The sequence below is a fragment of the Sphingopyxis witflariensis genome (genome assembly GCF_002205635.1).
GTDB lineage: Bacteria > Pseudomonadota > Alphaproteobacteria > Sphingomonadales > Sphingomonadaceae > Sphingopyxis > Sphingopyxis witflariensis.
Map to the genome: position 1 here is coordinate 204,119 of NZ_NISJ01000001.1, position 22,126 is coordinate 226,244.

General features: G+C 62.7%; 19 protein-coding genes. 13 read left to right on the forward strand and 6 right to left on the reverse strand.

The genetic code is table 11. The features are described 5' to 3' along the window. Positions 1-10 precede the first annotated feature (10 nt). The 4 genes from CDQ91_RS01075 to CDQ91_RS01090 all read left to right on the forward strand — a co-directional run bounded on the left by CDQ91_RS01075 (position 11) and on the right by CDQ91_RS01090 (position 3,987). Positions 11-472, forward strand: coding sequence for a hypothetical protein (locus CDQ91_RS01075; RefSeq protein WP_144036649.1), 462 nt, complete (start codon positions 11-13; stop codon positions 470-472). A gap of 55 nt (positions 473-527) precedes the next feature. After that, a complete protein-coding gene (locus CDQ91_RS01080) occupies positions 528-1,985 on the forward strand; it encodes an MATE family efflux transporter (protein WP_237245765.1) in 1,458 nt (485 codons plus the stop codon). A gap of 92 nt (positions 1,986-2,077) precedes the next feature. Further along, a complete protein-coding gene (locus CDQ91_RS01085) occupies positions 2,078-3,250 on the forward strand; it encodes a sensor histidine kinase (protein WP_088470862.1) in 1,173 nt (390 codons plus the stop codon). A 2-nt stretch (positions 3,251-3,252) separates the two neighbouring features. Then, entirely contained in the window at positions 3,253-3,987 is a 735-nt protein-coding gene (locus CDQ91_RS01090) for a LytR/AlgR family response regulator transcription factor (RefSeq protein WP_088470863.1), read from the forward strand. A 31-nt stretch (positions 3,988-4,018) separates the two neighbouring features. On the opposite strand, the gene CDQ91_RS01095 is transcribed toward CDQ91_RS01090, so the two are convergent. Continuing rightward, positions 4,019-4,360 (reverse strand): UrcA family protein, encoded by a 342-nt coding sequence (locus CDQ91_RS01095; RefSeq protein ID WP_088470864.1) that lies wholly within the window; start codon positions 4,358-4,360, stop codon positions 4,019-4,021. 232 nt (positions 4,361-4,592) lie between these two features. Between CDQ91_RS01095 and CDQ91_RS01100 the strand changes: the two genes are divergently transcribed. Next, a complete protein-coding gene (locus CDQ91_RS01100; protein WP_088470865.1) occupies positions 4,593-5,063 on the forward strand; it encodes a hypothetical protein in 471 nt (156 codons plus the stop codon). Between the two features lie 6 nt (positions 5,064-5,069). On the opposite strand, the gene CDQ91_RS01105 is transcribed toward CDQ91_RS01100, so the two are convergent. Then, positions 5,070-5,504, reverse strand: coding sequence for a hypothetical protein (locus CDQ91_RS01105; RefSeq protein WP_144036650.1), 435 nt, complete (start codon positions 5,502-5,504; stop codon positions 5,070-5,072). Between the two features lie 169 nt (positions 5,505-5,673). Here CDQ91_RS01105 and CDQ91_RS01110 point away from each other — a divergent pair, with 169 nt between their 5' ends. After that, on the forward strand, positions 5,674-7,170 hold the full coding sequence (locus tag CDQ91_RS01110; protein ID WP_237245766.1) for a BCCT family transporter: 1,497 nt from the start codon (positions 5,674-5,676) through the stop codon (positions 7,168-7,170). 16 nt (positions 7,171-7,186) lie between these two features. On the opposite strand, the gene CDQ91_RS01115 is transcribed toward CDQ91_RS01110, so the two are convergent. The 3 genes from CDQ91_RS01115 to CDQ91_RS01125 form a co-directional block, all read right to left on the reverse strand. Continuing rightward, positions 7,187-9,262: a M13 family metallopeptidase gene (locus CDQ91_RS01115; protein WP_088470868.1), complete on the reverse strand. Its 2,076-nt coding sequence runs from the start codon at positions 9,260-9,262 to the stop codon at positions 7,187-7,189. Between the two features lie 150 nt (positions 9,263-9,412). Next, positions 9,413-10,792 (reverse strand): hypothetical protein, encoded by a 1,380-nt coding sequence (locus CDQ91_RS01120; protein WP_144036651.1) that lies wholly within the window; start codon positions 10,790-10,792, stop codon positions 9,413-9,415. 11 nt (positions 10,793-10,803) lie between these two features. Then, positions 10,804-11,067: an NADPH-dependent FMN reductase family protein gene (locus CDQ91_RS01125; RefSeq protein WP_088470870.1), complete on the reverse strand. Its 264-nt coding sequence runs from the start codon at positions 11,065-11,067 to the stop codon at positions 10,804-10,806. 187 nt (positions 11,068-11,254) lie between these two features. On the opposite strand from CDQ91_RS01125, the gene uvrA reads away from it, so the two are divergent. Then, positions 11,255-14,146 carry an excinuclease ABC subunit UvrA gene (uvrA, locus tag CDQ91_RS01130; RefSeq protein ID WP_088470871.1) on the forward strand — a complete coding sequence of 964 codons (2,892 nt, stop codon included), beginning with the start codon at positions 11,255-11,257 and terminating at the stop codon, positions 14,144-14,146. 224 nt (positions 14,147-14,370) lie between these two features. On the opposite strand, the gene CDQ91_RS01135 is transcribed toward uvrA, so the two are convergent. Continuing rightward, positions 14,371-15,542, reverse strand: a protein-coding gene (locus CDQ91_RS01135) for an IS3 family transposase (RefSeq protein ID WP_088470872.1) whose coding sequence is annotated in 2 segments (ribosomal slippage) — positions 14,371-15,278 and positions 15,278-15,542 — 1,173 coding nt in all. Because the reading frame shifts where the segments join, the coding sequence is not laid out codon by codon here. A gap of 398 nt (positions 15,543-15,940) precedes the next feature. Between CDQ91_RS01135 and CDQ91_RS01140 the strand changes: the two genes are divergently transcribed. The 6 genes from CDQ91_RS01140 to phoB all read left to right on the forward strand — a co-directional run bounded on the left by CDQ91_RS01140 (position 15,941) and on the right by phoB (position 22,057). After that, a complete protein-coding gene (locus tag CDQ91_RS01140) occupies positions 15,941-17,002 on the forward strand; it encodes a substrate-binding domain-containing protein (protein ID WP_088470873.1) in 1,062 nt (353 codons plus the stop codon). 201 nt (positions 17,003-17,203) lie between these two features. Beyond that, on the forward strand, positions 17,204-18,580 hold the full coding sequence (gene pstC, locus CDQ91_RS01145) for a phosphate ABC transporter permease subunit PstC (protein WP_088470874.1): 1,377 nt from the start codon (positions 17,204-17,206) through the stop codon (positions 18,578-18,580). Next, positions 18,573-19,829, forward strand: coding sequence for a phosphate ABC transporter permease PstA (gene pstA, locus CDQ91_RS01150; protein ID WP_088470875.1), 1,257 nt, complete (start codon positions 18,573-18,575; stop codon positions 19,827-19,829). Before pstC ends, pstA begins: the two co-directional genes overlap by 8 nt. A 2-nt stretch (positions 19,830-19,831) precedes the next feature. Then, positions 19,832-20,614 carry a phosphate ABC transporter ATP-binding protein PstB gene (gene pstB, locus CDQ91_RS01155; RefSeq protein WP_088470876.1) on the forward strand — a complete coding sequence of 261 codons (783 nt, stop codon included), beginning with the start codon at positions 19,832-19,834 and terminating at the stop codon, positions 20,612-20,614. 25 nt (positions 20,615-20,639) lie between these two features. Then, positions 20,640-21,359, forward strand: a complete 720-nt coding sequence (phoU, locus tag CDQ91_RS01160; protein WP_088470877.1) for a phosphate signaling complex protein PhoU — start codon at positions 20,640-20,642, stop codon at positions 21,357-21,359. Then, entirely contained in the window at positions 21,359-22,057 is a 699-nt protein-coding gene (phoB, locus tag CDQ91_RS01165) for a phosphate regulon transcriptional regulator PhoB (protein WP_088470878.1), read from the forward strand. Before phoU ends, phoB begins: the two co-directional genes overlap by 1 nt. The last annotated feature ends 69 nt before the right edge of the window (positions 22,058-22,126 follow it).

Here is a 22,126-nt window from a genome sequence, read left to right on the forward strand (position 1 = left end):
GGCCCTGATTGTGGCAAGTGCGTTGCTTTTCGCCGCCCCGCTGGCGGCGAAAAGCGCTGCGCCGCACACCCCCGCCGTCGGTAGCGCCGAACGCACGGCGATCATCCAGACGCTGCGTACGCACCCCGATCTGCGCTTCACCTTCCGCTATCTGCGGGTGTGGAACGATGGCAACCGCGCCATCGCCTATGCCGAGGGCGACAATGGCGTCATCGGCGGCTTCAAGATCATCCTGACCCGCGACGGCAAGACCGGCTGGCGCGAGGTTTGGGGCGAAGGCGACGGCGGCAGCGACAGTTGCGCCGCCGGCGCGCGGCATTATCGATGGGCAATAGAGCTGATCCAGTCCCATCATATTACGCCCGATGCGCTTGTTCCGGGAATAGCTGCCCATACCCGCGAGCTGGAACGCAAGGCAAAGAAAGACCCCGACCTTCAATGCGTCGGCGACCTGGAAGGCGGTCCAGCATGAGCGCATTTCGACGGCACAGAATATCAATGTTCCCCTCCACACGGGCACCGCTCGGTTGAGCGAGGAAGCGCCCGTCACTCCGACCCCGGTCGCTACGGCGGCCGATCCCGCTGCCAGCCCCCTGCCGCCGCGCCAGACCGCACGCGGTGGGGGACGAATGGACCTGACCAGCGGGCCAATCGCCAAAACGCTGATCATCTTCGCGCTGCCGACGCTCGCGTCGAACGTCCTCCAGACGCTGTCAGGATCGGTGAACTCGATCTGGGTCGGCCAGTTCCTTGGCGAAAGCGCGCTCGCCGCGACCGCCAATGCAAACATCATCATGTTCCTGATGTTCGCGACCTTCTTTGGCTTCGGCATGGCGGCGACGGTGCTGATCGGTCAGGCGATCGGGCGCGGCGACATTGACGCGGCGCGGCGCGCGAGCGGCGGCGTGATCGGGCTGTCGCTGATCTTTTCCGTAGCCATCGCGGTCGTCGGCTGGTTCGCGTCCGACGCGATATTGCGCTGGCTCGAAACTCCCGTTGAAGCCTTTACCCTTGCGCACGACTATCTGCGCGTCACCTTCATTGCGGTGCCTGCCAGCATGTTGATGGTCACGCTGATGATGGCATCGCGCGGCGCGGGCGATGCAGTGACGCCGCTGCGCTTCATGATCCTGTCGGTCGTGCTCGACATCGTCTTCAACCCGGTGCTGATCCTCGGCCTTGGCCCCTTCCCGCAGATGGGCATCGCGGGCAGCGCGATGGCGACGGCGCTGGCCGGAACGATCAGTCTGGCTGCAATGATCGGCTGGTTCTATGCCAAGGACCATGTGCTGCGCCTGCGCGGCCGCGAACTCGCCTATCTTTATCCAACCTGGGGGGAACTGCGCTTCATCTTTGGCAAGGGCGTGCCGATGGGTGCCCAGATGCTGGTGCTGTCGGGCGCAGGCCTTGTCATGGTCGGCCTGGTCAATCGCGAAGGGCTGGTGACCGCCGCCGCCTATGGCGCGACGCTGCAACTATGGAATTATGTCCAGATGCCCGCGCTGGCCGTGGGCGCTGCGGTCAGTGCGATGGTGGCGCAGAATATCGGCGCGCATCGCTGGGATCGCGTCTCGGCGATTACCAACAGCGGCATCGCGATCAACCTCATCATGACCGGTGCGTTGATCGTGCTGCTGCTGCTTTTCGACCGCCCGGCCCTCGGGCTGTTCCTTGGCACCGAAAGCCCCGCGATCGACGTCGCGCGGCATATCCAGCTGATTGCGACCTGGACCTTCCTGCCCTTTGGAACGACGATCGTCCTCATCGGCACACTCCGCGCGAACGGTTCGGTGGTCCCGCCGCTGATCATCCTTTTCCTGTCGATGTTCCCGATCCGCCTCGGCATCTATCATTTCGCTTACCCCGCGCTGGGCGGCGACGCGATCTGGTGGAGCTTTCCCCTATCCTCGCTCACGTCGCTGGCGATGGCCTGGGCATGGTATGCCCGCGGCACCTGGCGCCGTCCTCAGCCACTTGCGGGATAGCCGATGGCGTTTCGACCAAGGCGCCCGCTTCTTCGACTGGCGACCCGGCACCCGCTGGCCTTCGATCCCCCTTTGGCGCTAAAAGCACAGCAATGAACATGAATATCGGCAAGGATGCACTGCGCGACCAGCGCGCAAAAATGCTGGCGGCGGCACCCGATTGGCGCGCGTCCGACGCGCACGTCAATCCACGCGTCGCGATCGGTTCGATCATCGCGATGTGGTTGATCTATTTCGTGACCACCACCGGCCTCGCCCTGATGTCCGACGCCTCCGATCAATGGAGCTATGCCGGCCGCCGCGCGATCGTCGTCACGGCGGGGATATTGTGCACCTTCGTCCTCTATCAGCTGCTTCAGCGCGCGCAGCCGCAAAGCTTTGGCGCGCGCCTTGCGTCCGCACTGGGCGCCGCGATTCCGCTGGTCATCATCTATGCGACCATCAATCTGCTGGTCTTTTATTACTGGTTTCCGATCGCCGATTCCGCAGAAATCATGGCGGAAATGCAGGTGAAACATCCAGGTTCGTGGGAAATCGTCCTTATCCTCGACAGCGCGATCCGCTGGTATTTCTTTTTCGCCGTCTGGGCCGCGCTCTATGTCGCGCTGGGCTATGCCAATGAAATGCGCGCGGTCGAACGGCGCGCGAACCATTTCCGGCTCGAGGCCAAAAATGCCCAGCTGCGCGCGCTCCATTATCAGGTCAATCCGCACTTCCTGTTCAACACGTTGAATTCGCTGTCGACGCTCGTCATGCGCGGGTCAAAAAGCGAAGCCGAATCGATGATCATGAACCTGTCCTCCTTCCTGCGATCGAGCCTCGCCATCGATCCCGAACAGCTGGTCAGCCTCGACGAGGAAATCGCGCTCCAGCGGCTGTATCTCGATATCGAGCAGACGCGCTTTCCCGACCGGTTGCAGGTCGAGGTCGCCGTACCTGACGAGTTGAAAAACGCCTGTCTGCCGGTGCTGATCCTGCAACCGATCATCGAAAATGCGATCAAATATGGCGTGGGGCCCAGCAAGGGGAAGATCGCCATCCGGCTGACCGCCAGCAGCGAATATGGCTTGCTGGTGCTCCGGATCGAAAATGACATCGACCCCAAGGCGCCGGTTCCCAATGCCGGGACGGGGCTGGGCCTCGGCAATGTGCGCGAACGGTTGCTGACGCGCTATGGTCCGTCGGCGGGCTGCGAATGGGGTCCGTCAGACGACGGCGGCTTTGCCGTCTCACTTTGGTTGCCGCTGGCGCGGGAGAGGTGCTGACCATGATCCAAACGATACGAACATTGATCGTCGATGACGAACCGCTGGCGATCGAAAGGCTTCAGATCCTCGCCGGACAGCAGGACGGCATCGCCCTCGTCGGCACTGCCAGCGACGGCGCCTCGGCGCTGCGCATGGTCGGTGCGCTGTCGCCCGACCTCATACTCTGTGACATTGCGATGCCCGATCTCGACGGGTTGCAGGTCGCGGCGGCGCTCGACCAGTTCGACAATCCGCCGGCGATCGTCTTCGTCACCGCCTTCGATCGCTATGCCGTCGCCGCTTTCGACGTGGCGGCAGTCGATTATCTGCTGAAACCCGTGTCACCCGAGCGGCTCGGCCGTGCCATCGCGCGCGTGCGCGAATGGCGTGCGACCGACCGCGGCCACACGCAGAAAAGCAAATGGATCAACGAATTCTGGGTTCAGAACCGCGGCGAAATGCTGCGTGTGGACGCAACGCAGGTCGATTTGGTCGAGGCCGAGCGCGACTATATGCGTCTGCATGTCGGCGGCCGAAGCTGGCTGATCCACCAGACGATCAAGTCACTGGAAGCGCGGATGAACCCCGACCAGTTCCTGCGCATCCACCGGTCCAAAATGGTACGGCGCGACGGCATTGTCGGCTTGAAACATCATGGTGACGGCGCGTGGAGTGTCGACCTGGGTGAAGGCGGCGTGCACCGCATCGGCCGCACCTATCTCCACGACGTAAAGGCGATCATGCATCAGGCATGACCGCCTTTGTCGGCTCGATCATTGGGGGCCGTCAGGGTGCCGCGAGAAGCTTGCCCTCACGGTCGGTGAGCTGGGCGCCATTGCCGTTGAGCAGGCCGGCAAGCTGAACCTCGACGCTCCGCATCGCCTGGGCCTGGCATGCTTTGGATGCGGCCTGCCGCTGCAGATCACGGCGCGGTTCAACAGCGCAGATTTTCCGTGCGGCGCGCTCGATCCGGATCGACAGCTGCTCGCGGCCCGCAACGCTGGAAAGATCCAGATCGCTGTAAGAAACAAATGTGCGCGGCAGTCCGTTTTCGCTGGCCGCTACAGGAGCCGCGATGCCGGCGACTGCAACCGAAGCCGCCAGCAGAAGGTTGGTAAATTTCGCCATGGGGGAGTCCTCTCTTCTGGTTGATGCGAGATACGAGGACCCAGACCGGGGTGACCAGCGCCCCCGTATCCCGCACCCCTTCAATGCCCCCGATGGCGCGTCGGCGCATCTGCGCTTCGACCGGACAGGCGTCACCGTCGATTGAAGGACGAAGGGCGTTGAGGCATCGACGAACGGCCGACAGGCGGGGCGCGGACTTGCAACGCGGCGGCCACCATGGCCTTATCGGTCGATGGCGAAGCGCAAACATGCCGTTTCGAGTCGCGATCGCGGTCACCGGCTGCTGCGATGGCTGCTGCTCGTCACCGCCGGTCTCGGCAGCGGATGGCTCCTGGGAGAGATGGCGGCCGAGAATCTACACAATGTGAGGGCAGGCGCAGACACATCCTATTCCGGGCTCAGCGCCAACCCCGATGCGTCAGCGCCCGTCACCCTGCCGCAAGACGCGTGTCTCGATTGCCCCGACAGCTATGGCGTTGCGGTACGAATGCGCGCCGTCCGCGAACAGCGCATGGACGATGCCTTCCGCGAACTCGGTGCGGTCGATGCCGACGGGATGCCCGCAGACGAGCCCGCCGGCGAATATCATTATGGCGGGCGCTTTGCGGATGCGGATGCTCCGGCGTCGGAGACCGCAATGGCGACAGACACGCTTGCTTACGATGCCGCCAATCCCGCGTTGCGGGACACCCCGCCACCATGAAGCTGATCAGGGCTGCGGCGGTACCGGCTTGGCACAGCGGGTGAGATCGCCGGCCTTGCAGGCCGCAGCATCGGCTTCCCACTTCATCCGCTCTTCGGCCGACAGGGCCGCGACGCGGGCCTTTTCGGCTTCATAGGCGGCAGTTTCCTCGGTGAACACCGTCTGGTCATGCGCAACCTGCTGCTGCGCGGCCGACACTTCCTGCTCGTAGGTGACATTGTCCTGCCGCGCGCGCGACGCCTGCTCGGCGTTAAGCCGTGCGGTGTTGGAGATTTCCTCGGGCGTCGTCCCATTGGTCGCCTTCTTTTCGGCCGGGGCAAGTTTCTCCGCGGGAACGACCTTCTTCGCAGCGACGCTGCCATGCGGTGCCTGGAAGGCCATCGCCTGTCCCGAACCGAGCAGCGCGACAGCCGCGGCGGCGGCCCAAATCATTCTGGTCATCGCAACTTATCCTTCAATCCAACGGTCCTGCGCTATCAACGCTTTAGCCTGTCCGGCGTTCCGGGCGCGATTTGACCGCAAAGCCATCGGCCGTCATGCTGGTTGCCCCCACCATGTCCGATCGGCCCATCCTTTGCCAGTCCCGTCGAAGCATCCCGTCAACCGCCCGGTGTTTTTCATCCCCCTCGCCGTCCTTCTGGCGGCGGTGCTGCTCAGTCTGTGGCAGGGGCCGGCGGTCGTCGCCGCCGAAACCGCGATCAACGACTGGATCCTACGTCATTTTTCGCCGCTGTTCGCTTGGGCCGGGGTCGGCTTTCTCCTGCTGCTGGCGGGCATCGCGCTGTCGCCGCTGGGCGGGCGCATCATCGGTGGTCCGGGGGCGACGCCGATATTGACCCGCTGGCGCTGGTTTGCCGTGACCCTGTGCACCACTATCGCCACCGGCATATTGTTCTGGGGCGCCGCCGAACCGCTGTTTCACCTGAACGATCCGCCGGCAATGCTGGGCCTACAGCCCGGCAGCGATGCCGCCGCGACCTTCGCCATGTCGACGATGTTCCTGCATTGGACGCTGACGCCCTACGCGATCTACACCGTCGCCGGTCTGGCCTTTGCCCTCGTCTATTATAACCGCCGCGAGCCGTTCAGCCTGTCGTCGCTGTTCGTGCCCCTGCTTGGGCAGCGTGCGCATGGCCCGGTCGGCACGGGCATCGACATCATTTGCCTCTATGCGTTGGTCGCGGGAATGGCGGCGTCGATGGGTGCGGGCATCCTCGCGCTCGCGGGCGGGATCGAGGGGATCGGCGGCTTTGCCGGCGGCGCGCCACTGCGCTGGGCAATTGCCGCGGCGATCGTTGCCAGTTTCCTGATTTCGGCGGCGACCGGCCTGCAAAAAGGTATCGCCGGGTTGTCGGTGCTCAACACCTGGCTGTTCTTCGCGATCATCGCCTTCGTCCTGATCGCCGGACCAACCGCCGAGATGCTGGGATTGTCGCTGCGCGGCGGCGCGGACTATTTCCGGGCATTCGTCCCCCGCAACCTCGGTCTCGATGTCGATACCGACTGGCATCGGCAATGGACGATCTTCAACTGGGCGAACTGGTTCGCCTGGGCGCCGGTGACCGCCTTGTTTCTCGGCCGACTTGCGGTCGGATACAGCGTCCGCGCCTTCATCATGTACAATCTGATCCTGCCGTCGCTGTTCGGTGCGGTGTGGATGACCGCGATCGCCGGCGCGACAATCGCGCTCGACCAGCAAAGCGGCGCCAGCCTTTACGCCATATTGACCGCGCAAGGCCCCGATCCGGTGCTATTCCGCCTGTTCAGCGCTTTGGGCGGCGGATCGGGTGTCGCCGCGATCGTGTTGTTCGCGATCTTCCTGTCCTATGTCGCGGGGGCGGATGCCAATGTCTCCGCAATGAGCGCGCTATCGACCCACGGCATTTCACCCGAAACCCCCGAGGCGCCGCTGGCCGTCCAGACGGTGTGGGGGATTACCGTCGGGCTTGTTGCGTTGCTGCTGGTCGCCGGGGGCGGCATCGACGGCATCCGGATGATGTCGGTTCTTGGTGGCTTTCCCGCGCTGTTCGTCATTATCGGCGCGGCGCTATCGCTGGCCGTCATGATGATGCGGGGACAGCAAGAAGCCGCCCCCGCCATATCCTGAGAACGCGCCTCAGATTTTACCAGATCTTGGTGCGCTCCTCGGGCTTCAGCCAATATTTGGCGTCCGCGCCGACATTAAATGCCTTGTACCAGGCATCGACATTGCGAACCGGACCGATGATGCGCCAGCGCGCCGGGCTGTGCGGGTCGCTTGCGACCTGCTGCTTGATCGAATCCTCGCGCGCCTTGTCGCGCCACGCCTGCGCGAACGCCAGAAAGAAGCGCTGATCGCCGGTCAGCCCGTCGATCACCGGTGCAGGCTTGCCACCCAGCGAGCGGTGATAGGCGTCATAAGCCACCTCCAGCCCGGCGAGATCGGCGATATTCTCCCCCATCGTCAGATCGGGATTGATGAACGCCCCGGGGGCGGCCTCATAGCTCGCATATTGCGCGCCGAACGCCTTGGCCTGCGCCTCGAAACGCGCGGCGTCTTCCGCTGTCCACCAGTCACGCACAGCACCACTCGCGTCGATCTTGCGCCCCTGATCGTCGAAACCATGGGTGATCTCATGCCCGATCACCGCTCCGATCGCGCCGTAGTTCACGGCATCGTCGACGCTTTCGCTGAAATAGGGGGCTTGCAATATCCCCGCCGGGAACACGATCTTATTCTCCAACCCGCCATTATAGGCGTTCACTTCCTGCGGATTCATCGCCCATTTCTTGCGGTCGACCGGCTTGCCCAGATCGCTGAGCTGATAGGCATATTCGAACGCGGTGCTGCGCTGCACATTGCCGTAGAGGTCGGCGGGGTCGATCTTCAGCCCCGAATAGTCGCGCCATTTGTCCGGATAGCCGACCATCACGTCCATCTTGGCGAGCTTTGCCTGTGCTGCCTCCTTGGTCGCGGGCGCCATCCAGCCGTTGCCGGTTATGCGGTCGCCCATCGCGAGCTTCAGATTGGCGACCAGCACCTCCATCTTCGCCTTCGCGCTCGCCGGGAAATATTGCTTTGAATAGGTTTCGCCGACCAGTTCGCCGAGGCTGTCGCCGACCAGCACGAGCCCGCGATTCCAGCGCGGACGCAGCTCGGACACGCCGCTCAGCACCTTGCTATACTGGAAACGGCTGTCGACGAAATCCTCCGACAAATAGGGGGCCGCACTGTTCGCGACATGAAATTGCTGCCACAGCTTGATCGTATCGAGCGGGGTATTCGCATAAAGCGCGGCGATGTCGCGGATCGCCGTATTCTCATTGACGATGATCCGCTTTTGCGGCGCGATCCCCGCACCCGCGAACCAGGCGTCCCAGTCGAGCCCCGGCGCATAGGCGGCAAGCTCGACCGACGACATCGGATTGTTAATCTTGCCAATGTCGCGGCGATCGGCGACCGCCCAGCTGGCCTTTGCAATCGCGGTCTCGAACGCCATGATCGCATCGGCGCCCTTTTCGGGACTGGCGTTGCCGATCATCTTCAGCGTCCGCGCGATATAGGCGCGATAGGCGTCGCGCTGCGGTTTGAACTTGGCATCGAGATAATATTCGCGCTCGGGCAGTCCGATCCCGCCCTGCCCCAACCACAGCACGTTCATCGTCGGATCGTCGGTGTCGGCATAGGGACCGCCGCCGACGATCGAGACACCGAAACCGCCCTGCGTCTGGCCCATGAAGCGCGCCATGGCGCCCTTGTCCTTGATCGCCCCGACGGCGGCAATGTCCGCCATCAGCGGCTTCGCGCCCAGCGCATCGGCTCGCGCCTCGTCCATGAAGCTTTGATAGAGGCCGCCCACCTGGCTCGTCACGGGGGCGCCCGACACCACCGCGCGCAACTGGCGCTGGGTCAGGTTATAGACGTCATAGTCGACCCCCGCCGACGCCTGATCAGCCGGAATCTGGGTCCGCGCGAACCAGCCGCCATTGGCATATTTGTCGAAATCGTCACCGGGCTTCACCGACGTGTCGCGCGCACTCAAATCGACACCCCATGAGCCGAAGGTCAGTGCCTTGAGCGATGCCCTGTCCGTGCCGCTCGCATCGTCAGCCTTGGCGTTGAATGCAACAGTCGGCGCGGCGTCCGCTGCGATTGCAGGTACAGCAAACAGCGCAGCGGTAACTGCGGCATAAGCTGCCCCACCCAAATATTTCGTCATTCCCCGGACTCCTTCATTTGCGCGCCGTGCCGAACGGGACGACGAATAAAACCGACTTCTCCGCCCGTGACGCCAAGCGGTCAAGCAAGAGCGCCTGCATTGGTCGAAGTGTCAGGAAGGTTGGTGGAAATTGCCGAAAATGAAAAATGCTCAGTTCGTGAACACGGAGAAAGGAACGCCCACAAACAGCCCGAATGCAAAATCATCCTTTTCCGTATCAAAAGCGAACCGCAGCCCACCGTTCAAGGCCTTGTCGCTGTTGGGAGCAAAGTAGACCGGAAGTTCAAACCACGCAGAATTGCTCTTGATTTCATAGCTTACACGGGGAGCGAAGCCAATCGACGGGTCGCCGGGCAGGGCGCCCAGCGGTACAAGCCAGCGAAATTCACCTGCCAGCGTATAGCGATTTGCCCTGGCCGGCGCGCCGAGAGGGCCGGTGAAACAGGCAATTTGCGTTCCGACACCATTGGGCTCGCACAATTGGACCTCATCTTGTGCCGTATACGCCCGCGAGTAGGCGAATGAGCCAGTGAGAGATTTGCGCCCGCTGTCAAACACACGCCCCCCAAAAGCTTCTATCTTGTAGCCCGTATGACTCACGTCGGTTTTCGATAGCGGCGTCTGAACGAGATACTCGTAATTGGTTCGCGCAATCTTGCCTCGTCCGCCAAAGAACCACAGCCCGGTCGGCTCATCGCCCTGTTTGGCGGCCTTTTCTTCATCCGTTCCATATGTCGCCAGCATTCCCGCCGGAGGAATTTTGTTATTCTCGACTTCCACGCAGTGCAGGAGCAAGGTGCCTGCCAGAGCTTTGATCCGGGCGTCTTCGGATTTGGCCAACTCGCCCAATGCAAACTCCGGCGCGGCACCGCGCTCGAGCTTCATTCTATCCACCTTTGCACGAAGTTCGGTCGCCACCAGCCGGGCCAGAGCTTCCTTCGCAGTATCCCCCCTGCCCTCCGCGCCGACCCAAAGGATCAATTGCGCATCGATACATCGATTTTGCAGCCGCGCTTGCAGAGCGGGCAGACTATCTGCGCTGCTCGCAGGCTGATAATTGACCGATCCGACATAGCGCACCGCGGAAATCGAAAGCGACGTGCCGTCGCCCAATTTGTCGAAATCGAACAGCGAAGGCTTGTCATTCTTGCCCAAGGGCGCGGTTGCGACAATCCCGATCGAGTCCGTGGCGAAGCGGAACCGCGTCGATCCGTCGGCATTGCGAACTCCTCCGCCCAGTGGATGAGACCGGTCAAAGCCAAATGAAACGCTTGCCGTAGTTTCGGTTCCGCTTGTTTCGATATTGATCGATCGCGCCAGATTCCCGAACGTCGACGATGATGACGCACCACCGGCAACAATATTTGTTGCCTGTTCTTTCAAGAGATCTCCCGATCGAGCCTGATCCTCTTCACTCAAGATAACCGGCGACTCCGGCCCGGTCTGTGACAAGGCCGGGACCGCATGCAACAAGAAGCCCGATAGAATAGCGGCAACGCCGACCGGCGCGTGGAATTTGCATAAAATCATACTGCAACTCCTCAAGCGTCGGGGTCGAATTGAAGTGTTCGCGCGGCGGAACCGTCAGGGTCGATCTTGTAGGAGCGCTTGACCAGCGACTTCTCGCCCTTGAGCACTTCGGCGTTTACCGGAGCACCCGGGTCTCCCCAGAAATATAAACTGAGCCATGCAAGCCCGCCTGAAGCCACATCGACGGCATCTTCCCCCTGGGTCAAATCCAGCGGAATAATATTATGATTATGGTCTTCGACAATTCCGGCACGCCACTTGGTATTACCGGACATTTTTACTTTTATTAGCGGCATCGCTGTTCCCCCAAACGCGGCATGACACAGAAATACTATGTGACACTCAAGACGCGTATAGGATCAAAACGCCAAATACGGTCCATTGCGGCGCCGGTTCGGCGCCCCTATCTTTCCATCGACGCACCCCTTGCACCCATAGAACAAATCTGGAACATACCTCCCCATGAGTCTCACCCATATTTCCGTGCGCGGCGCGCGCGAGCATAATCTCAAGGGCGTGAACGTCGACCTGCCGCGCGATGCGCTGGTCGTCATCACGGGCCTGTCGGGCAGCGGCAAATCCAGCCTCGCCTTCGACACCATCTATGCCGAGGGGCAGCGGCGCTACGTCGAGAGCCTGTCGGCTTACGCGCGCCAGTTCCTCGAGATGATGCAAAAGCCCGATGTCGAGCATATCGACGGACTGTCGCCGGCAATCAGCATCGAGCAGAAGACGACGAGCCGCAACCCGCGCTCGACCGTCGCGACCGTCACCGAAATCTACGACTATATGCGCCTGCTCTGGGCGCGCGTCGGCATTCCCTATTCGCCTGCCACCGGCGAGCCGATCACGGCACAGACGGTCTCCGACATGGTCGATCGCGTGATGCAGTTGCCCGAGGGAACGCGCGCCTATCTGCTCGCGCCGGTCGTGCGCGGGCGCAAGGGCGAGTATAAAAAGGAACTCGTGCAGTGGCAGAAGGACGGCTTTACCCGCGTCCGCATCGACGGCGAATTTTACGATATCGGCGAGGCGCCCGCGCTCGACAAGAAATATAAGCATGACATCGAGGTTGTGGTCGATCGTATCGCGGTGCGCGAAGGTCTCGAAACCCGCCTTGCCGACAGCTTCGAGACCGCGCTGAAACTCGCCGAGGGACTGACCTATGTCGACCTCGCCGACGGGCCGGTCCCGGGACGCGAGGAAGAGGATACCGGCGGCGCGATGAAGGGCGCGGGCATCCCCGCGAACCGCATCATCTTTTCCGAGAAATTCGCCTGCCCCGTCTCGGGCTTCACGATCGCCGAGATCGAACCGCGCCTGTTCAGCTTCAACGCGCCGCAGGGCGCCTGCCCCGCGTGCGACGGGCTTGGTGAACGGCAGGAGTTCGACCCCGACCTTGTCGTCCCCAATCATGCGCTCAGCCTGAAAAAGGGCGCGGTGGTGCCATGGGCGAAGTCCAACCCGCCCTCGCCCTATTATATGCAGGTGCTCGAAAGCCTCGGCAAAGCCTATGGCTTCGACCTCACGACGCCGTGGCAGGATTTGCCGGGTGAGGTTCAACTTGTCATCCTCTATGGCACCGGCGGCAAGCCCGTCGAGCTGATCTTCAAGGACGGCAAACGCAGTTATTCGACCCACAAGGCGTTCGAGGGCGTGATCGGCAACCTCAACCGCCGCCTGCTCCAGACCGAAAGCGCGTGGATGCGCGAGGAACTGAGCAAATATCAGACCGCGCAGCCGTGCGAGACGTGCCACGGCGCGCGCCTGCGCCCCGAACCGCTCGCGGTGAAGATCGCGGGCGAGGACATCAGCATGTCGGCGCAGCGGTCCGTCGCGGACGCCCTGAACTGGTTCAGTACGCTCGACGAGAAGCTGAACGATACCCAGCGCCAGATCGCCAAGGCGATCCTCAAGGAAATCAACGCACGGCTCGGCTTCCTCAACAATGTCGGGCTCGATTATATCAACCTCAACCGCACCTCGGGAACCTTGAGCGGCGGCGAGAGCCAGCGCATCCGGCTTGCGTCGCAGATCGGCAGCGGCCTGTCAGGGGTGCTTTATGTGCTCGACGAACCGTCGATCGGCCTCCACCAGCGCGACAACGACCGGTTGCTCGCGACGCTCAAGCGCCTCCGCGACTTAGGCAACACGGTGATCGTCGTGGAACATGACGAGGACGCGATCCGCCACGCCGACTATATCGTCGACATGGGCCCCGGCGCGGGGCTGCACGGCGGCGAAATCGTCGCCGAGGGGACGCTTGAGGAGGTGCTGGCGAGCGAGACCAGCCTCACCGCCGCCTATCTTAACGGCAGCCGCAAGATCGACATTCCGGCGCACCGCCGCAAGGGCAATGGCTTCGACCTCGTGCTCAAGGGCGCGCGCGCGAACAACCTCAACAATGTCACGGCGAAAATCCCGCTCGGCACCTTCACCTGCGTCACCGGCCTGTCGGGATCGGGCAAGTCGAGCCTGATCATCGACACGCTTTACGCCAGCGCGGCGCGCATCCTCAACGGCGCGCGGATGGTGGCGGGGCCGCACGACAGCCTGAAGGGGCTGGAGCATTGCGACAAGGTGATCGACATCGATCAGTCGCCGATCGGCCGCACCCCGCGCAGCAACCCCGCGACCTACACGGGCGCCTTCACGATCATCCGCGACTGGTTCGCGGGGCTCCCCGAAAGCCAGGCGCGCGGATACAAGCCCGGGCGTTTCAGCTTCAACGTCAAGGGCGGGCGGTGCGAGACCTGCACCGGCGACGGGCTGATCAAGATCGAAATGCACTTCCTGCCCGACGTCTATGTGACGTGCGAGACGTGCCACGGCAAACGCTACAACCGCGAAACGCTCGAGGTGAAGTTCAAGGGCCACAGCATCGCCGATGTGCTCGACATGACGGTCGAGGATGCCGCCGAATTCTTCAAGGCGGTGCCGTCGATCCGCGAAAAGATGGCGATGCTGGTCCGCGTCGGACTTGGCTATGTCAAGGTCGGGCAACAGGCGACGACGCTGTCGGGCGGCGAGGCGCAGCGCGTCAAGCTGGCGAAGGAATTGTCGCGGCGCTCGACCGGACAGACGCTCTATATCCTCGACGAGCCGACCACCGGGCTGCACTTCGAAGATGTCCGCAAACTGCTCGAAGTGCTGCAGGCGCTGGTCGAACAGGGCAATAGCGTGATCGTCATCGAACATAATCTCGATGTCATCAAGACCGCCGACTATATCCTCGACCTCGGCCCCGAAGGCGGGGTCAAGGGCGGCGAGATTGTCGCGGCGGGCACGCCGGAGCAGGTTGCGAAAAATCCCCGCAGCTTCACCGGGCAATATCTGGCACCGATGCTCAAATAGGCCCCTCCCTTCAGGGAGGGGTTTGAGAAGGCCCTGTAACGCAACCTCGTCATCCCGGACCCTTCGACAGGCTCAGGACAGGCTTGATCCGGGGTCGGCGACGAAGGCGCGCGAGGCGGGCATATGAAACGATGCTGGCCCGCCCCCGACCCCTCCCGCAGGCGTGAGGGGAAAAGCCCTACTCCATCAGTGACCGGCCCCCACCGAGTGGTCCGGGTGGATTGTTAGTGCATTGACGCCTCCCTCGCCAGTGTTGGCCGTAGGTGGAGCGAAGCGGAACCGGAGGGCAACACTGGCGAGGGAACGGCCTCCGGCGCCGGTGGCCGATATCCCAGCGAGCTGTGCGGCCGGACGGTGTTGTAATGTCGCCGCCAGGCCTCGATCAGGATCCGGGCCTCGGCGAGCGAGTAGAAGATTTCGCCGTTGAGCAGTTCATCGCGCAGCGATCCGTTGAAGCTTTCGCAATAGCCATTCTCCCAGGGCGATCCGGGCGTGATGTAGAGCGTCTTCACACCGACCTTCGCCAGCCATTCCTGCACTGCCGTGGCAATAAACTCCGGCCCATTGTCAGACCTGATATGCGCTGGTGGCCCGCGCGTGACGAACAGTTCGGCCAGCGCCGCCAGCACGTCGTCGCTCTTGAGTTTACGCGCCACGGGCAACGCCATGCACTCCCGGCTCGCCTCGTCGATGATCGACAGGATACGATATTTGCGACCATCGTGGGTGCGGCCCTCGACGAAGTCGTAGGACCAGACATGGCCGGGATACTCTGGCCGAAGCCGGATGCACGATCCGTCATTCAGCCAGAGCCGCCCGCGTTTCGGTTGTCTTTGCGGCACCTTCAGCCCCTCGCGTCGCCAGATGCGCTCGACTCGCTTGCGGTTCACATGCCACCCCGCATCGCGCAGCAACGCCGTCACCCGGCGATAGCCATAACGACCATATTGCCGCGCCAGCGCAATGATATCCTCGGTAAGAGCCGCTTCGTCATCTGCCCCGCGGGGCGCCTTGCGCTGTGTCGATCGGTGCTGCCCGAGTACGCGGCAGAGCCGCCGCTCGGACACCGGAATCATCGTTCTGATGTGGTCGATACAGCGCCTTCGGCGCGCGGGGCTCAGAAGTTTCCCCGGGCAGCTTCCTGCAATATCAGCTTGTCCAAAGTGAGGTCGGATATCGCACGCCGAAGCCGAAGATTCTCCTTCTCCAGGTCCTTCATCCGACGCGCCTGGTCGGTTTTCAGGCCGCCATATTCCTTGCGCCACCGATAATAGGTCTGCTCGCTGACCGCGATCCGGCGACACGCTTCAGCCGTCGTGGCGCCCTGCGCCAGCACAACCTCCGCTTCACGCAGCTTGCCAATAATCTCTTCCGGGCGATGCTTCTTGCTCGGCATTCATAATCTCCTTCGTAATCCAAAATATCATCAATTTTGGACCACTCAGAAGGGGGCAGATCATATCTCTTTCTTTTTTCCCTGTCATAACGGTAATTTTTCGAAATCGCCCCCCGAAGCGCCCGCCGATTATAAGCAGAGCCATAACGACGATCTCTTTTATAAAGAGATAGTTTCATCCGATGCCCAAACTTTCTCTAAAATCCCTCTGATACGAGAAGTCGATTAGTCACGGCGCGCTGCTCATTCAAGCGTTACAAGCACCCCCTCTAATTCCCATGACACTTCCATGACACTCTCTGTCACAAACGCGTCACACAAAACCCCCAAATGGCCCTCAGCGAGTCGCTACAGGGGTGGCGGCTTGGTTCGGTAACGACCCCTCAACAGGATTTGTCATGGCCCAGAAATTTGCCCCCCGCGTCCTTGGCACCGTCGGCGCCGCCGTGTGCGCGCTGGCGCTTTCCGCCTGTCAGGATCAGGCCTCCTCGGGCGGAGCCGCGCGCGATTATATCAGCGCCGTCGGCTCCTCGACCGTCTATCCCTTTGCGACCTCGGTCGGCGAGAAATTCGCCGAAGCGACCGGCAACAAGACGCCCAAGATCGACAGCACCGGCACCGGCGGCGGTTTCGAGCGCTTCTGCGCCGGCGTCGGCGGCGACACGCCCGACATTGCGAACGCATCGCGCCGCATCAAGAAAAAGGAATTCGACACCTGCGCCAAGAACGGCGTGAAGGACATTGTCGAAATCCAGATCGGCATCGACGGCATCGCGCTGGGCGAAGCGACGCGCGGCCCCGGCTTCAAGCTGACCGAAGAAGATGTTTACAAGGCGCTGGCCGCCAACCCTTATGGCAAGCCGAACACCGCGAAGACTTGGAAAGATGTGAACCCCGCGCTTCCCGCGGTCGCCATCTCGGTCTTTGGCCCGCCGTCGACCAGCGGCACCTATGACGCGTTCAAGGAGCTGATCCTCGGCCGTGGTTGCGACGCCAATCCCGAGATGAAGGCGCTGAAGGACAGCGACAAGGACAAGCATGAGGCGGTGTGCACCGCGCTTCGCGGCGCGCCCTATTATGTCGAGCAGGGCGAGAATGATAATTTGATCATCTCGAAGCTCGACAAGAACCCGACCAGCCTGGGCATCTTCGGCTTTTCGTATCTCGATGCGAATAAGGACAAGATCAAGGCGGTTCCGGTGCAGGGCGTGTCGCCGACCTATGCGGCGATCGCCGACGGCAGCTATCCGGGTTCGCGCCCGCTGTTCATCTATATCAAGAAAGCCCATGTCGGGGTGATCCCCGGGCTCGCCGAATTCGTCGCCGAGTTTCTGAAGGGCGCGGGCGACGGCGGATATCTGAACGCCAAGGGCCTGATCGTGTCGCCGAAGGCGATTGCGGACACCGCGGCGGCGAATGGCAAGGGCATGACCGCGCTCGATGGTTCGGTGCTGAAATAACTCTCCCCCCGCTGGCGGCCGGGCGGGTTCGCCCTGCCCGGCCGCCGATTTTTATTGATCGTCATTGCGAGCGAAGCGAAGCAATCTCCAGCAGGCGTCCGGCCATTTCGATCGCTGGAGATTGCTTCGTCGCTACGCTCCTCGCAATGACGAGATGAGTTTTAGGGCAGCTCCTGCCCTCACCGGTTTGACGAGGATCATGTGACCTTCAACGCCGCCGCCCTGTTGCTTTTGATCGCCGGCCTCGCGCTGATCGGCTGGCTGGCCGGGCGCGCGCGCTCGGCTATGCTGGCGGGCCGTTCGGGGACCAAGCTCCATTCGCGCCCGCAATATCATGGCTGGTATGTCGCGCTGTGGCTATTCGCCCCCGCCGCGCTGTTCCTGGCCATATGGTCCAGCGTATCGCCCGCGCTCGTCACCAACCAGGTGCTGGCGACCGAAGCGGCGCAGAGCCTGCCCGCCTTTGGCTTCGAGCGCGGGGCGATATTGTCCGACGCGCGCGGGGTTGCCGAGGGCAAGCAGCCCGCCGTGCGCCTGCCCGCCGCCGCGCCGCTGGTGAAAGCCTATGCCGACGCGGGGGAGAAATATGCGTGGATCGGCATTGCCGCGATGCTCGCGCTGGCACTCGCGGGCGGGCTTTATGCCTTCACGCGGATCAAGCCCGATTTCCGCGCGCGGACGCGGGTCGAAAAGATCGTGATGCTGTTCCTGCTGCTCGCGTCGCTCGTCGCGATCCTCACGACATTCGGCATCGTGCTGTCGCTGCTGTTTGAATCGATCCGCTTCTTCCGCCTCGTCTCACCCGCCGAATTGCTGTTCGGGACCAATTGGGCCCCGACGAGCGGCGCGCCACAGGATGACACGTTCGGCGGCATCCCCTTGTTCTGGGGGACGGTGCTGATCGGCGCGATTATCGCGATGATCGTCGCGATCCCGATCGGGATGATGACCGCAGTCTACCTCACCCAATATGCCGCGCCGACGGTGCGCAAATGGGTGAAGCCGATCCTCGAGATCCTCGCGGGCGTGCCGACCGTCGTTTACGGCTATTTCGCCGCGCTGACGGTCGCCCCGGCGCTGCGCAATTTCGCGGTGATGCTCGGTATTCCGAACGCCTCGACCGAAAGCGCGCTCGCCGCGGGTATCGTGATGGGGGTGATGATCATCCCCTTCGTCTCCTCGATGGCCGACGACAGCATCAACGCGGTGCCGCAGTCGATGCGCGACGGGTCGCTGGCGCTCGGCGCGACGCCGAACGAGACGATCCGTCAGGTGCTGATCCCCGCCGCGCTTCCGGGCGTGATGGGCGGCATATTGCTCGCGGTCAGCCGCGCGATCGGCGAGACGATGATCGTGGTGATGGCCGCGGGCCTGTCCGCCAACATGACCGCCAACCCCTTTGCCAGCGTCACCACGGTGACCGCGCAGATCGTGAAACTGCTCACCGGCGATCAGGAGTTCGACAGCGCGAAAACGCTCGCCGCCTTCGCGCTCGGCCTTGTGCTGTTCATCGTGACCCTGCTGCTCAACATCGTCGCGCTGCGCATCGTCAAAAAATATCGGGAAGCATATGAATAGGCAAACAGCCCCGACCGACTGGAAAGGCTCCGTGATGCAGAACCGCATCGCGAAGCGCTACGCCGCCGAACGCCGCTTCAAGCTGTTCGGGCTGGGCGCGGTGCTGCTCTCGGGCGCCTTCCTCGCCTTCCTGCTGTTCGTGATGGTCGGCAATGGCGCGCGCGGTTTCACCTACACGCATGTCGCGGTGCCGGTCGATTTCAAGGCGATGCCGCTGACGATCGACACGGCGCGGCTCGGCGATGCCGATGCGAACCAGATGATCGCGAACGCCGGCCTCGCCGACATCGTCGCCTTTGCCGCCGACGAGGCGCTGGGTGACGGCGGATCGGCGCTGATCAGCGAAAATGCGTGGAAAGAAGTGCGCAGCGCGATCATCGACGATCCCGAATTGCTGGGGGGCAAGACGGTGTTCGACCTGCCCGCCTCGTCCGAGGTCGATATCGCGGCCAAGGATGGCGCCAAGGGCGCGCTGGGCGCGACGGTCGCGAAGCTGAAGGCGGACGGCAAGTTGGGGACCGGTATCCACTGGCCCTTCTTCAAGAACGCCGACGCCACCGATCCTGCGGTTGCGGGCATCTGGGGGGCGCTCAAGGGATCGATACTGACGATCTTCATCGCCTTCATCATCGCCTTCCCGACCGGCGTTCTCGCGGCGCTCTATCTCGAAGAATATGCGGCGAAGAACCGCTGGACCGACCTGATCGAGGTATCGATCAACAATCTCGCCGCGGTGCCGTCGATCATCTTTGGCCTGCTCGCGCTCGCGGTGTTCATCAACTGGTTCGGCATCTGTCAGGCGAGCCCGCTCGTCGGCGGGCTGACGCTGGCGCTGATGACGATGCCGGTGATCGTCATCGCCAGCCGCAACGCGATCAAGTCGGTGCCGCCGTCGATCCGCGACGCCGCTTTGGGCGTCGGCGCCAGCCCGGTGCAGGTGGTGTTCCACCATGTCCTGCCGCTCGCGCTGCCCGGCATCCTGACCGGCACGATCATCGGCATGGCGCGCGCGCTGGGCGAGACCGCTCCGCTGCTCCTCGTCGGGATGCGCGCCTTTATCGGTGACGTTCCGGGCGGCATCTGCTCGCCCTCGACGGTGCTGCCGATGCAGATCTTCCTCTGGTCGGACGAAGTCGACCGGGGCTTTGTCGAGAAAACCTCCGCCGCGATCATCGTGCTGCTTATCGTGCTGCTGTCGATGAACGCCTTTGCGATCTATCTTCGCAACAAATTCGAACAACGCTGGTGAACATGACCCAAGACGATTTGACCATCGCCGACCCCAAGATGAAGGCGCACGGCGTCGACGTTTTCTATGGCGAGAAACAGGCGATCAAAAATGTGTCGATCGATGTCGGCACCGATCTGGTCACCGCCTTCATCGGCCCGTCGGGCTGCGGCAAGTCAACCTTCCTGCGCTCGCTGAACCGCATGAACGACACGGTGGCGAGCGCGAAGGTGACGGGCCGGATCGAACTTGATGGCGAGGATATTTACGCCCCGTCGATGGACGTCGTGCAGCTGCGCGCGCGCGTCGGCATGGTGTTCCAGAAGCCGAACCCCTTCCCCAAGTCGATCTATGACAATGTCGGCTATGGCCCGCGCATCCATGGCCTCGCGCCGAGCAAGGCCGACCTCGACGTCGTCGTCGAACGCGCGCTGGTGCGCGCCGGTCTGTGGGACGAGGTCAAGGATCGGCTCGCCGAAAGCGGCACCGCCCTGTCGGGCGGCCAGCAACAGCGCCTGTGCATCGCGCGCGCGATCGCGGTCGACCCCGAAGTCATTTTGATGGACGAGCCCTGCTCGGCGCTCGACCCGATCGCAACCGCGAAAATCGAGGAGCTGATCCACGAATTGCGCGGCAAATATGCGATCGTGATCGTCACGCATAATATGCAGCAGGCGGCCCGCGTGTCGCAGCGCACCGCCTTTTTCCACCTCGGGACCTTGGTAGAGTACGGCAAGACCACCGACATTTTCACCAACCCGAAGCAGGAACGCACCAAGGACTATATCACCGGCCGCTACGGTTAAGTCGCAGCGCAAAAGGACAAGAGTGATGGCACTTACCAACGATCATACCGTCAAAGCCTTCGACGAAGATCTGAACCGCCTGCGCGGCCTGATCAGCGAAATGGGCGGCCGCGCCGAACAGGCGCTGCTCCAGGCGATGAATGCGCTCAACAATGGCGACCTCGACCTTGCGGCGCAGGTCGTGCGCGACGACAAGAAGATCGACGCGCTGGAGGCCGAGGTCGAACAGCTCGCGGTCCAGACGATCGCACTTCGTGCCCCGATGGCCGATGACCTGCGCGAAATGATCGCGGCGCTGAAGATCGTCTCGGTCGTCGAACGCATCGGCGATTATGCGAAGAATATCGCCAAGCGCGTCGCGCTGATGGATCAGACGCGCTCGATCGAGGCGATCCCGGTGCTGATGTCGATGTCGTCGATTGTCGCCGAGCTGATCCACGACGCGCTCGACAGCTTCGCCGCGCGCGACGCCGAACTCGCGGTGCGGGTCACGGTGCGCGACAAGAATGTCGATGATTTCTACAACAGCATCTTCCGCACCCTCGTCACCTTCATGATGGAAAATCCGAAATATATTTCGGAAAGCGCGCATCTGCTGTTCGTCGCCAAGAACCTCGAGCGCATGGGCGACCATGCGACCAACATCGCCGAGATGGTCTATTATGTCGTGACCGGCGAGCGGATGGAGGAACGCGAGCGCGGCGAACAGCCCGAAGATGGCGCCGCGGAACAGGAGCAAGGCTGATGCCGCAGCCCGACCTGCTGCTGATCGAGGATGACGAGGCGATCGCCGAACTCATCGTCTGGCATTTCGCCCGCGAAGGTTTCTCGGTCCGGCAGACGCCCGACGGCGAACAGGCGCTGATCCTTGTCGAGGAACGCGTCCCCGACATCGTCCTGCTCGACTGGATGATCGAGAGCCTGCCCGGCATCGAAGTGTGCCGACGCCTGCGCCGCAACCCGAAATCGGCCAACGTCCCGATCATCATGCTCACCGCGCGCGGCGAGGAAGAGGATCGTATTCGCGGGCTGGAAACCGGCGCCGACGATTATGTCACCAAGCCGTTCAGCCCGCGCGAACTGGTCGCGCGCGTCCAGGCGGTGCTGCGCCGCCTGCGCCCCGCGCTCGCCGGCGAGATGCTGAGCTATGCCGATATCGAGCTCGATTCGGTTGCGCACAAGGTGGTGCGGAACGGCCAGATCGTCGCGATGGGGCCGACCGAATTTCGCCTGCTGCGCCACTTCATGGAGCATCCCGGCCGCGTCTTCTCGCGCGGGCAATTGCTCGACAGCGTGTGGGGGCAGGACAGCGACATCGAGCTACGCACCGTCGACGTCCATATCCGCCGCCTGCGCAAGGCGATCAACCTGCCGGGCACGACGGACATCATCCGCACCGTGCGGTCGGCAGGTTATGCGCTGGATTCGGGAAAGAGCATCTAGAAACCGACGCTTCGCGCGACCGTCTGGTCTTCGATTGACCAATGAATATACGGATCATATATGGTCCGT